This window comes from Halonotius terrestris (assembly GCF_006861665.1).
GTDB classification, from domain to species: domain Archaea; phylum Halobacteriota; class Halobacteria; order Halobacteriales; family Haloferacaceae; genus Halonotius; species Halonotius terrestris.
Window position 1 is genome coordinate 448,583 of the sequence record NZ_RKLU01000001.1, and the last position, 10,824, is coordinate 459,406.

A 10,824-nucleotide genomic window follows, 5' to 3' on the forward strand; every position below is an offset into this window, starting at 1 on the left:
TCGGGGCGTCAGCTTGATACCCTCGGAACGCAAACACCCGGTACCGAATGCGGCGTGAACACTTCGACCTCGACGTGCGCAACATCGATTGGGTGGAGGCTGACGGCGAGCCCGAACAGCCGGTGGCACGGATCGAGTTCTCCGGGCCGGCCGAGGAGCTCACCGACCGGCTCTCGGGCATCGACGACACCCGACTCGACGGCGAGGAGATCGACGTCGCCTTCCGACTCCGGGCCCCCTTCGAGGACACCGAAGCCACCGGCGTCGTCGGCGTCACCAACCGCCTGACCGGCGACTTCATCTTCGAGACCAACGAGAACGCCGAAGACGTCTTCCAGTTCATCAACGCCGCCCGCGAGTACGGCCAAGCGACCAACTCCCCTGACAGCCGCTACCGCATCGAGCTCTCCTTCGAGGACGGCGAGACAGTCACCTACGACAAGGGCACGTTCCTCGTCTACGACGACGAGGGCGACCTCCTTCGCTCCCAGAGTCTCATTCCCTCGGGCGTCGAGCTATAGCCGGCAGAAGGGCGAACGTCGCGCACGCCCAGCGGCGTCGCGGCCGGTCGAAACCGGACGACATTTAGTAGTCTCCCTGCTACCGGCAGGTGTGCGAAACGTCACCGACCGCATCAGCAACCCCTTCGGGATGGATCCCCCGTGCAGCGCGTTCGTCGCCGGCTACGGCGATGCCAACGCGGATTTCCACGTCATCGGCGACCACCCCGGCATCCACGGCGGGGCCGACACCGGCGTCCCGTTTACCGGCCTGCCGTCGACCGATCGCCTCCAATCGGTGCTGGCGGACACTGGCCTGTTGCAAACGACGGGCGATGAACCCGAAGTCGGCTCGACGTACCTTTCGTATCTGCACATGTGCGTCCCCCCGACCGACACGACGCCGACGACCGCCGAGTACACCGATATGGAACGGTTCTTCGACGCCGAACTCCGCGCGATCGCCGCCCACGTTCTCTTTCCGGTCGGCGAGCGCGCGACCGATCACGTCCTCAACGAGTACACCGCCCTCGCCTGGAAGACCGAGGTCGACATGGATCGACTCCACGGCACCGAACTCCGCGGCAGCGGCTGGCTCGTCATGCCGATCAAAGAGCCTACCGAGTGGGACGACGACGACGCCGAACGACTGGCCGACGCGATCACCCGGCTACAGGAGACCGATTTCCGCCGGGAAACCGACCTCGGACGGTTCATCGCCGGCAACGATCCCTACTACGTCCGGTAACGGAGCTCTGAGATCGCTGTCGCCCGCTTATCGCGGGTGTTTTGGAAGAACGTCCGGGAACTGAATCCGAAATCGCGGGTGTGTCGATATATAGCGTCTTTGTTGCCCAAAAAGATAGTAACGCGGCGTGTGTTGGTGAATTTTGATCGATAACGACGCCTTTTATTTACATACGGGCACGTTTTACTTGGCGCACTGGCGAAACTCGCCAGCCGCGCCGCACGCTGTGGACTAGTGCTCCCACAGTAGCTTGGTCAGTCAGCGGCCCCTTCGGGGGCCGTGTTTTCGGTCACACCCCGCGGGCTCTCGTGCTCGTCCGTTCTCCGGGCCCGCGGTTCCGGCCGGGCTGGCTTGCTTTGTGGTGCCTTTGGGCTGGCTTCCGGACAACGAAACACTGAAACAGCGACGCGCCGAGTTTCGGACATGGAACTGCGGGTCATTGAGAAAACCGACGAGGAACTCCGCATCGAGATCGCCGGCGAGGATCACACGTTCATGAACGTGCTGAAGGGNGNNCTGCTGGAGACCGAGGGCGTCTCGGCGGCGACCTACAACATGAACCCCGAACAGTCCGGTGGCCAGACCGAGCCCGTGCTGTCGATCACGACCGAGGGCGACCTCGATCCGCTCGACGCGCTAGCCGAAGGTGCCGAGGCTGTTCGAGAGACGAGCGACGAGTTCAAAGACGCGTTCACCGCGGCAGCCTAAGACAGCTCTTCTGCGGCCTCAGAGCCGAACCGGAATCCCCTGCTCGCGGAGGTTCTGTTTGACATCCTCGATGGAGTACTCGTCGAAGTGGAAAATAGAGGCCGCGAGCCCCGCGTCCGCACCGGCCTCGGTGAAGACATCGGNCATGTNNTNGGGNCNGCCACAGCCCGAGGAGGCNATNACCGGCGTNGAGACGTTGTCGCAGACGNCCTTCGTGAGCGGGATGTCGTANCCGTCCTTCGTNCCGTCGGNGTCGATNNNGTTNACAAACAGTTCGCCCGCGCCGCGCTCCTCGGCTTCGATAGCCCACTCGACCACATCGCGGCCGGTGCCCTCGCGGCCGCCTTTGATCGTACACTCGAACCAACACTCCTCGCCGTCGACGGTCGCGTAGTACTCGCCCTCGTCGTCATAGCGGCGGCGAGCGTCGACCGAGATGACGATACACTGGCTGCCGAAGGCCTCCGCGCCCTCGGTGATGAGTTCGGGTCGCTGGAGGGCGGCGGTGTTGATCGACACCTTGTCCGCGCCAGCGCGCAGCGTCTCCTTGATGTCCTCTTTCGTCCGAATCCCGCCGCCGACAGTCAGCGGGATGAAACACTCGTCGGCGACCGCCGAGACGGTTTCGAGCATNGTNTCGCGNCCCTCNGCGNNNGCGGTGATNTCGAGGAAGACGAACTCGTCNGCNCCNGCCTCGTTGTANNNCTTNGCCATNTCGACNGGGTCGCCGGTGTANTNNAGGTCCTCGAAGTTGACNCCNGTGTAGACGGCCGGCTCGCCGTCCTCGTCGGTGTCGACGTCGATACAGGGGATGATTCGCTTTGTCAGCATTCGATACCAGCCAGTACACGGTACCGGGGTTTCACCGTTTCGACCGCTCAGGTATTCGCCCCATCTGCTCGCAGCTCAGTCCCATGGGTGTCAAGATAGCGTCGGGCGAACCGCTGCCAGTTCGCTTTGAGATATGCCTCGGCGTCAATCCAGTCGTCGATATCGATGTCGAAGGCCTTGATTTCGGCTCCTTCCTCCCGGTAGTAGCGGTCGATATGGATTCGCCCCGCGTCGTGCGGCGTGGTGTCGATTTTCGCCACTTCGATACGTTTTCCGTCACGGTTTCGGAGGAAGAGGATCACTGCAAACGACTCGACGTTGTTGAGACTGGGATCAGCACGAACACCGATACTGAATACCCGGCCCCGAATCTTGGGCTCCAGATTGTACGTGTAGGCGAACGCCGAGTACGACATCGATTCCACCGATTTCCCACGAACTCTGCGCCGTATGCGGGATAAAACTCCGTCCGATACGCGGTGAGCAGCGACCAGGATGATTCGCACGAAGGTTTATACAATTGAGGTCGTAACTCAATAGTACGAGGACCGAACATGGCACAGCGAACTCCCGACTTCCAGCCGAGCGACGAGGAACGAGTCGAGCGGCGATCAGCGATGGCTCGCGCGCTCGCCCGTGGCGGGATGGAGGGCGCACACGTCATCAGCATCGAAACGGCCCGCGAGGTGCTGACCCCCAAACGCTTCGAGATCATCGACTGTCTCCGCGACGGCGACCCCGTCGAGTCGGTCAAATCGCTCGCCGAACGGCTCGACCGCGACCACGGACAGGTAAGCCGCGATCTATCTATCCTCGCCGAACACGGGATCATTGAGTACGACACCGACGGGCGGGCAAAACAGCCGAAACTCGCACCGGAACATCTGGTCGTCGAACCGCTCGCCTGAATCAGTCGGCAGGGTCAGTCATCAAAACCGCTCGCGTCAGTCGTCGCGGTTGTGGAACGCCGCGGCCGCCAGCAGCGGGAACACCAGCGTCGCCTCGGCTTCGATCTGGGTGTAGTTCGTCTCCGCCTCCTTTATCTTCCCCCAGGAGACGGCTTCGTCCGGCGGCGCACCCGACAGCGAGCCGTCGCCCTCCATCCCGGTCGAGATGTAGACCACGTAGTCCGCGCCGCCGCGGAAGAGGTTCGTCATGATCGCGTGGTGTTTCGGGACGCCGCCGCCGACGGCGAGCAGGCCGGTCGTATCGGCCAGCAGGCCCTGCTCGATGAGTTTGTCGTAGTCGTCGAGGATCTCGATGCCGATGTCGACATCGTTGGCCTGTTTGTAGTAGTAGAGGAAGTTCCCGACCTCGGCGTCGGTCAGCGCGGGACAGTAGACCGGCACGTCGTGGTCGGCGGCCTGTTTCAGCACCGAATCCTCGTCTTCGAGCCGGTCGCCCAGCTCCTTGGCGAATTCGGTCGGCGTGCGAATCTGCTCGTCGGCGAAGAAGTCATCGAAGAAGTCGTAGAGGTACTGTTCGAGCCAGACGTAGCGATCCGAGGGGACGTAGATGTTGCCCAAGCGGTTGATCCCCTGTTCGCGGAGTTCGGCCTCGTCGGCCTGCCACTGGCCCATTTTGAACGGCCGGGCGCACTTGATCACGTCCTCGGTCAGCGAGCCGGAGGTGGTGATCACCACGTCGATGTAGCCCTCGCGGATCAGCGAGGCGACGACCTCGCGCAGCCCCGAGGAGATGATGTTGGAGGTGCAGGTGAGGTAGATCGTGGCCTCGTCGTCCTGCATGCGCTTGGCGATGTCGATGCCCTCCGCGAGGTGGGTCGCCTGAAAGCCGGTCGTCGCGTAGCTGTCCAGCAGGTCGTCGAAGTCGAATTCGCCGCGGAAATCGTAGCCACGCACGTCGTCGGTGTCGGGCTCGTTGTCGCTGCCAGGCACGACGTGGTCGTGGGTTTCGTCGTCGGGCGCGGTGTCGTCGGTCATGGGTGAGCGTTGGGCTACGTGGGTTTGAACGACTCGGGTTCGACTTGCCACCCTTCAAATAAAAACAAACAGCTGTAGTCTACAGGAGAGATTCGAGTTAGGTGTTGTTTTAATATCACATTTAAGTCGTCACGAAATAGTACTGATATACAGTGAAGAGGACAGGCAAACTGGGTTCGGTTCATTATGATGAGCGCATTGTTTGCGACCTTTGGAAAGATGTTAGTGAGTATGCAGATGCTAACTCAATATCGTTTGTAGTCACTCATGATTCGTCTACTACCAAATTTGAGTCACTTGAGGAATTACGTAATGCAACCCAAATTCCTGACCGAATAACCGAATTCGAATTCTCTGTTAATTCGTCTGAAGGGAATCTAAGAATAAGTGCAAGCTCACATGGGCACAAATATAGTATTCGTGGTGAGGAAGACTGGGTTCGCCGAATGTCAGATTACATTAGAGAGTTTTCTTCTGAAAGACAAAACACGCTCAGGACAAAATTAACAAATAAGAGAATATTCTACCTTCAAGCACTCATAATCGGAGGGATATTGGGTTCTTTTCGTAATAAAATCACTGCCATCGTGTTACCATTTTATGGTGTTGAATTAGAACCAGTTCAACGATATACATTTATTGGGCTTGTAATAGCAATCGTTTTACTCCAGATTGCAAAATATGTCTATCCTTCCGTTGAATTTCGAAGAAGAGGATCTCAAGCACGAACCCGCGAAATAGCATTTATTTTAACAGTTATTGGTTCATTAGCAAGCACTGCGCAAGGAATATACTGGTTGATTAATTAAAAATATTGGCAGGTTTTGTTTCTATAATCCCCGTATTTCAGCAGTTAACTCAGGTTGTCGATCCAGTCACACCAGTCGCCGAAGTCCGTGGCTCCGCACTGCTCAGCAATCGAGCGATAGGTGTCCTGAGAAATTTCGTCCGCCGACGTGAGTGGAACCGTCACATTGCGAACCTCGCCCGTGTCACTGTTTTCGTACCGCAGTTGGACGTGACTCCCTTCTCGGCCGACAGGCTGGTAATCCATCTTCCGCAACGCTTTCACGATCTCGCGGCCGGAAAAATCAGCATACGGCATCGGTGACGTTACTCACTCCACGGCGGCGTCTGCTCCGTCGTCACCTCTTCAGGATCGAGTCCGATTTCGCGCAGGAACGCGTCTTCGTCCTCGATTTCTTCGCCGCCGCCCTCGTGGAGTGCCAAGGCGTCGGCGAGTTCCGCCAACGCGTCTGCCTTGGAGTCGCCGCTCGCAGCAACACCAGTTTCAACGTCAATCGCCGTCACGAGATCCTCCTCGTACGAGAATCGAACACCGTCCTGTTCGTCACGACGATCCGTTGTTGCCATTCGTACGTCTATATCAGTGCGGTTTGGGCTAAAGTCTTCTCCCTGCGTAAACGCGCAAATCGAAGCTTTCGCCCGGCGAGTATCGATTTCGCCTCGTCGTCAGCGACCGACTCACGTCAACCGATAAATCCGCGCTTCCCACGGCCGCAGATCGAACGCCCAGGCATCAACGTCGGTCGCGCGCTCGTCGGCCCCGTAGTTACACAGCAGGAGTTCGGCCTCCATCTCGTGGGGGTCGAACTCGACGTCTTCCTCAGGAATCCAGGTGTGGCTCTCCCACTCGGCGAAGTTGAGCGTGATCAACAGTCGCTCGTCGCCCAGCGTGCGCACGTACGACCAGACCTCCTCGTGGTCATTGATCAGCACGTCGTAGCGACCGTAGACCATCACGTCGCTCACGTCGCTGTCCTTCCGGAGGTCCATCAGATCGCGGTAGTAGTGCCAGATGGAATCCTCGTCGTCGCGGGCGGCTTCGACGTTGATCTCGTCGTGGTTCGGGTTGACGCCGATCCAGGGCTCGCCGTCGGTGAAGCCGGCGTTTTCGCTTTCGTCCCACTGCATCGGCGTCCGGGCGTTGTCCCGGCTGTTGTGCCGCAGCCCGTGTTTGATGTCGTCGAAGTTCTCGATTTCGCCGCTTTCGAGGGCGTTCCGCACGGGGTTGATCGTCTCCACGTCGCGGAACTCATCCAGCGAATCGAAGGGGTAGTTCGTCATGCCGATTTCCGCGCCCTGGAAGATGTACGGCGTCCCCCGAAGGGTGAAAATCAGCGTCGCCAGCAGTTTCGCGGACTCCTCGCGGTACTCGCCGTCGTTGCCAAAGCGGGAGACGAGTCGCGGCTGGTCGTGATTGCTGAGATAGATACTGTTCCAGCCGTCGTCGGCCAGGCCGTACTGCCAGCGATTAAACGAGTCCCGCAGATCGTTGAGCGTCCACTCGTTTGTCTCCCAGATTTCGCCGCCGTGATCCAGCAGGACGTGATCGAAGTGGAACAACGTCGACAGCGGCCCGTCGCGGCCGACGTAGTCGATGGCGGTCTCCATATCCATCCGGCCCATCATCTCGCCGAGGGCGAACACATCTCGATCCGCGAGCACGCGGTCGTGCATGGTATCGAGGAACTCCTGCATGCGCGGGCCGTCGAAGGTCTCCCAGACCTCGGTGCTGTTCAGCGGCGGATCGTGCTTCGTCACCGAATCGGGTTTCGACAGGAGGTTGATCACGTCCATCCGGAAGCCGTCGATGCCCTTGTCGAGCCACCACTCCATCATCTCGAAGATTTCGTCGCGGACATCGGGGTTCTCCCAGTTCAGGTCGGGCTGTTTCTCGTCGAACAGGTGCAAATACCACTTGCCGACTTCCTCGTCGTAGGCCCACGCTGGGCCACCGAAGAACGACTCCCACTCGTTGGGCGGGGCTTCGTCCTCGGGGCCGAGATGGCCGGTGAATCCCCCGACATCAGTGCGGCCGTTCTTCCAAATGTAGTAGTCGTGGTACTCGCTGTCGGGATCGCGGGCGTTGACGAACCACTCGTGTTCGTCGGAGGTATGGTTGACCACGAGGTCCATGATGAGCTTGATGTCCCGATCATGCAGGCCATCGAGCAGTTCTTCCCAGTCCTCCATCGTGCCGAACTCGTCCATGATGGACTGGTAGTCGGCGATGTCGTACCCGTTGTCGGCGTTGGGTGACTCGTAGACGGGGTTGAGCCAGATGATGTCGACGCCGAGAGCGTCCAGATAGTCGATTTTCTCGATGATGCCAGGGATGTCGCCGACGCCGTCGCCGTCGGTGTCGTTGAAACTTCGTGGGTAGATCTGGTAAATAACCGATTCTTTCCACCACGCACGGTCAATGAGCTGTTCGTCCGTCGCCGTGTCTGTCATAAGAGAGGTTGTTCGTCCGACTACGTTAAGCCCTATGGCTTTCGGCGACAGGGTGGATGCGTGTGTTTTAGTAGACGACCGCTCCAACCATCACCCAATGACTGCACACGACCACGAGGGCGACGACGGGTTCGATAGACACGAGGAGAGCGACGCGGGACGAGTCACCGCGCCGATGCAGGCGTTTACCACCCAACAGGCGACGACCGGCGGGCTCATCTTGCTTGCGGGGCTGGCGGTCGTCTTCGGCCTGCCGCTGTTGGTACTGTAACGCGGTTCGACCACGACTCGTTTTCAGAGAAGGGACAGCGACTATATCAGCGAGCCGTCGCCGTTGCCGGCGATGCCACAGAAGTCGTCCTCGCTGGCTCCCTCCCGTGGATACCACGCCAGCGGGTGGTCGGCGACGAGATCGACGGTCACGCGCTCGCCGAGTTCGAAGTCCTCAACGTGGTTGTGCAGGCAGTGGACCGTATCGCCGCTGTCGAGTTCGACCCGGTAGATGAACGACGGGCCGACGTACTGCCGGGAGACGACTTCGCCGTCGGTCTGTGCCTCGTGGGCGCGACCCGCCCGCAGATCGTCCGGGCGGACGAGGATATCGACGGCGATGCCCTCGTACTCGGCGGCGTAGCCATCGAGCGTTCGGGCGTCGAACTCGCCGATACCCGTTTCGACGGCCTCGCCGTGGACGTACGCGGTCAGGAAGCTCGCCCGGCCGAGGAAGGAGGCGACAAAGCGGGATTTCGGCTGTTCGAAGACCCGCTCGGGCCGTCCGAGCTGTTCGATCTGGCCATCGTTCATCACCGCGACGCGGTCGGAAATCGANANNGCNTCCTCCTGGTCGTGNGTNACGGAGATNGCGGTGACNCCGGCNTCCTTCAGAATCGACCGGACCTCCTCGCGCATCTCGACGCGNAGNNNNACGTCGAGNTTCGAGAANGGNTCGTCGAGCAGCAGNANNTNNGGNTCGGGCGCGAGCGACCGGGCGAGGGCGACGCGCTGTTTCTGTCCGCCGGAGAGTTGATCGGGTGATTTCTCGCCGTGGTCGGGGAGATCAACGAGGTCAAGCAGGTCGTCAACGCGGGCTTCAGTGTCGACGTCGTCCATGTCCTCCAGTCCGAAGGCGATGTTTTCGCGGACCGAGAGATGGGGGAACAGCGCGAAGTTCTGGAAGACTATGCCCACATCGCGCGCTTCGGGATCGGTCGCGTTCTCTGGGGTCGCCACCGGCTCGTCGTTGAGTTGGATCTCGCCGCTGGTCGGCGTTTCGAGGCCGGCCAGCAGCCGAAGCGTCGTCGTCTTCCCGCAGCCCGAGGGGCCGAGCAGCGTCAGGAGTTCGCCGCGCTCGACCGACAGCGAGACGCCGTCGACGGCAGTCTCGGAGCTGAAGGCTTTGGTGACGTTCGAGAGTTCGAGAATCGGATCGTCGACGGTCGCCTCGGAGTCGCCCGGCATCGTCGGGCTTTCGGCGTCCTGTGCGACCGCGCCGTGCATGAGTGAGTTGTTTGCCATAGCGATTCGGGGTGAAGCGAAGCCAACAGCCAGCGACGACGACCGATGGAGGCTGTGGCGACGCCGTTCTTGCTGTCACACTACTTTAGGACCTCCTAAAAGCATGTCGGCTTCCGTCAGTGGAGCGATGACACCGCACCAACAGCGTCTTTACCGGCTACCACGTCGCCTTCGGTGAAGCAACGGGGCGTCGACGTAGGATACCGACGCCCTCGCGCTTCATTTCTACACAGTGAGCTACAGCAGTATGTCGACACGAGGCAGCAGCGAGCTTACTCCAGCGTGTCCGGAATCACGTCGCGCAGATCGGTGACTGTCTCGGCATCGAGTTCGACCGTCTCATCGCCGACCGTCAGTGACAACACACCGTCCGCCGTCGCCGTCCCGAGCGATTCGACAGCCGCGATGCCGTCGAAGGCGTCGCGTACACCCTCAGGATCGGTCGTTTCGATGACGACCCGGCCCGGCGTCTCGTCGAACAGCGCGACGGCGTTGTCGACGGCGACATCCGCGCCTGCGTCGGCCGTCAGCAACTCCGCCAGCGCGACCGCCAGGCCGCCGTGGCTCACGTCGTGGGTCGCCAGCGTCGTCCCATCGCGGGCGACCTCCGCAATCGTGGCGACGAGTTCGGCGGGATTCTCCGGCAGCGTCGGGAAGGCGTCGCTGCCGCCGGCGGCGTTGAGGTATTCGGAGCCGCCGAGGGCGTCGCCGGCGTCGCCGACGACGAGGAGTTCGCCCTCGCCGCTGAGCGCGGCCGGCGGGGCGTCGTAGCCGGCTTTCGTGCCGACCATCGCCAGCGTCGGTGTCGGCGGGATCGGGCCCGCTTCCGAATCGTTGTACAGCGAGACGTTGCCGCCGACCACCGGCGTCGAGAGCTCAGCACACATCTCGGCGAGGCCGTCGACGATCCCTTTGAAGCCGCCGTAGACGTCGGGTTTCTCGGGGTTGCCGCCGTTGAGACAGTCGACCGCCGCCAGCGGCGTCGCACCCTTCGCGGCGATGTTGGTCGCGTTTTCGAGGGCGACCGCTCGCGCGCCGCCGTAGGGGTCGGCCGTCGTCCAGTTGGGGTTCGCACCCGAGGAGATAGCGAGGCCGGTCCCCGAGCCGTCGGCGTCGCGGTCGCCTGCGTCGCCGCCTGTCTCCCGAATCGCCATAATCGCCGCGTCGTCGCCGGGCTTCATCGCCGTGCGGACGCCGACTTCGTGGTCGTACTGCCGGTAGACCCACCGTTTCGAGGCGGTGTTGGGAGCGGCGACGACGGACTTGATCGCCTCGCCGAGATCGGCGTCTGGGAGGTCGCGCTCGGCGGACTNCGGGGTCG

At 61.2% G+C, this 10,824-nt stretch carries 13 protein-coding genes and 1 pseudogene (1 of these 14 running past the window's edge); 6 read left to right on the top strand and 8 right to left on the bottom strand.

The window, feature by feature from the left end; genetic code table 11:
* Positions 1 to 47: 47 nt before the first annotated feature.
* From EGH24_RS02380 to EGH24_RS02390, 3 genes are all read left to right on the top strand, one after another.
* Positions 48 to 521 (top strand): DUF5793 family protein, encoded by a 474-nt coding sequence (locus EGH24_RS02380; RefSeq protein WP_142978573.1) that lies wholly within the window; start codon positions 48 to 50, stop codon positions 519 to 521.
* Positions 522 to 612: 91 nt separating this feature from the next.
* Entirely contained in the window at positions 613 to 1,248 is a 636-nt protein-coding gene (locus EGH24_RS02385) for a uracil-DNA glycosylase family protein (protein WP_185903210.1), read from the top strand.
* Between the two features lie 423 nt (positions 1,249 to 1,671).
* The gene (locus EGH24_RS02390) at positions 1,672 to 1,956 is read left to right on the top strand and encodes a DNA-directed RNA polymerase subunit L (protein WP_142978574.1); all 285 of its coding nucleotides are present in this window, start codon (positions 1,672 to 1,674) and stop codon (positions 1,954 to 1,956) included.
* A gap of 18 nt (positions 1,957 to 1,974) precedes the next feature.
* On the opposite strand, the gene hisF is transcribed toward EGH24_RS02390, so the two are convergent.
* Together hisF and EGH24_RS02400 are read right to left on the bottom strand one after the other, a co-directional pair.
* On the bottom strand, positions 1,975 to 2,787 hold the full coding sequence (hisF, locus tag EGH24_RS02395; protein WP_142978575.1) for an imidazole glycerol phosphate synthase subunit HisF: 813 nt from the start codon (positions 2,785 to 2,787) through the stop codon (positions 1,975 to 1,977).
* Between the two features lie 47 nt (positions 2,788 to 2,834).
* Positions 2,835 to 3,203: a DUF7718 family protein gene (locus EGH24_RS02400; protein WP_185903211.1), complete on the bottom strand. Its 369-nt coding sequence runs from the start codon at positions 3,201 to 3,203 to the stop codon at positions 2,835 to 2,837.
* Between the two features lie 138 nt (positions 3,204 to 3,341).
* Between EGH24_RS02400 and EGH24_RS02405 the strand changes: the two genes are divergently transcribed.
* Positions 3,342 to 3,695 carry an HVO_A0114 family putative DNA-binding protein gene (locus tag EGH24_RS02405; protein ID WP_246057868.1) on the top strand — a complete coding sequence of 118 codons (354 nt, stop codon included), beginning with the start codon at positions 3,342 to 3,344 and terminating at the stop codon, positions 3,693 to 3,695.
* A gap of 36 nt (positions 3,696 to 3,731) precedes the next feature.
* On the opposite strand, the gene EGH24_RS02410 is transcribed toward EGH24_RS02405, so the two are convergent.
* Positions 3,732 to 4,730, bottom strand: a complete 999-nt coding sequence (locus tag EGH24_RS02410; RefSeq protein ID WP_142978577.1) for a deoxyhypusine synthase — start codon at positions 4,728 to 4,730, stop codon at positions 3,732 to 3,734.
* Positions 4,731 to 4,882: 152 nt separating this feature from the next.
* Between EGH24_RS02410 and EGH24_RS02415 the strand changes: the two genes are divergently transcribed.
* Positions 4,883 to 5,539, top strand: coding sequence for a hypothetical protein (locus EGH24_RS02415; protein WP_142978578.1), 657 nt, complete (start codon positions 4,883 to 4,885; stop codon positions 5,537 to 5,539).
* 44 nt (positions 5,540 to 5,583) lie between these two features.
* Here the strand turns inward: EGH24_RS02415 and EGH24_RS02420 are convergent, their stop codons facing one another.
* From EGH24_RS02420 to EGH24_RS02430, 3 genes are all read right to left on the bottom strand, one after another.
* Positions 5,584 to 5,835, bottom strand: a complete 252-nt coding sequence (locus tag EGH24_RS02420) for a type II toxin-antitoxin system HicA family toxin (RefSeq protein ID WP_142978579.1) — start codon at positions 5,833 to 5,835, stop codon at positions 5,584 to 5,586.
* Positions 5,836 to 5,843: 8 nt separating this feature from the next.
* Complete coding sequence (locus EGH24_RS02425) at positions 5,844 to 6,104, bottom strand: type II toxin-antitoxin system HicB family antitoxin (protein ID WP_142978580.1); 261 nt, start codon at positions 6,102 to 6,104, stop codon at positions 5,844 to 5,846.
* Between the two features lie 111 nt (positions 6,105 to 6,215).
* Entirely contained in the window at positions 6,216 to 7,988 is a 1,773-nt protein-coding gene (locus EGH24_RS02430) for a glycoside hydrolase family 13 protein (protein WP_142978581.1), read from the bottom strand.
* Between the two features lie 97 nt (positions 7,989 to 8,085).
* Here EGH24_RS02430 and EGH24_RS15215 point away from each other — a divergent pair, with 97 nt between their 5' ends.
* Positions 8,086 to 8,259, top strand: coding sequence for a DUF7550 family protein (locus EGH24_RS15215; protein WP_185903212.1), 174 nt, complete (start codon positions 8,086 to 8,088; stop codon positions 8,257 to 8,259).
* A gap of 41 nt (positions 8,260 to 8,300) precedes the next feature.
* On the opposite strand, the gene EGH24_RS02435 is transcribed toward EGH24_RS15215, so the two are convergent.
* Entirely contained in the window at positions 8,301 to 9,446 is a 1,146-nt protein-coding gene (locus EGH24_RS02435; RefSeq protein ID WP_246057884.1) for an ABC transporter ATP-binding protein, read from the bottom strand.
* 329 nt (positions 9,447 to 9,775) lie between these two features.
* Positions 9,776 to 10,824, bottom strand: a pseudogene (gene purL / locus EGH24_RS02440) (phosphoribosylformylglycinamidine synthase subunit PurL) (it continues 1,153 nt past the right edge of the window).

Excerpts from the sequence above, each read along its gene's own strand:
- EGH24_RS02380 (WP_142978573.1), top strand. The coding sequence starts at position 48 with ATGCGGCGTGAACACTTCGACCTCGACGTGCGCAACATCGATTGGGTG.
- EGH24_RS02400 (WP_185903211.1), bottom strand. The coding sequence starts at position 3,203 with ATGTCGTACTCGGCGTTCGCCTACACGTACAATCTGGAGCCCAAGATT.
- EGH24_RS02405 (WP_246057868.1), top strand. The coding sequence starts at position 3,342 with ATGGCACAGCGAACTCCCGACTTCCAGCCGAGCGACGAGGAACGAGTC.
- EGH24_RS02410 (WP_142978577.1), bottom strand. The coding sequence starts at position 4,730 with ATGACCGACGACACCGCGCCCGACGACGAAACCCACGACCACGTCGTG.
- EGH24_RS02420 (WP_142978579.1), bottom strand. The coding sequence starts at position 5,835 with ATGCCGTATGCTGATTTTTCCGGCCGCGAGATCGTGAAAGCGTTGCGG.
- EGH24_RS02425 (WP_142978580.1), bottom strand. The coding sequence starts at position 6,104 with ATGGCAACAACGGATCGTCGTGACGAACAGGACGGTGTTCGATTCTCG.
- EGH24_RS02430 (WP_142978581.1), bottom strand. The coding sequence starts at position 7,988 with ATGACAGACACGGCGACGGACGAACAGCTCATTGACCGTGCGTGGTGG.
- EGH24_RS15215 (WP_185903212.1), top strand. The coding sequence starts at position 8,086 with ATGACTGCACACGACCACGAGGGCGACGACGGGTTCGATAGACACGAG.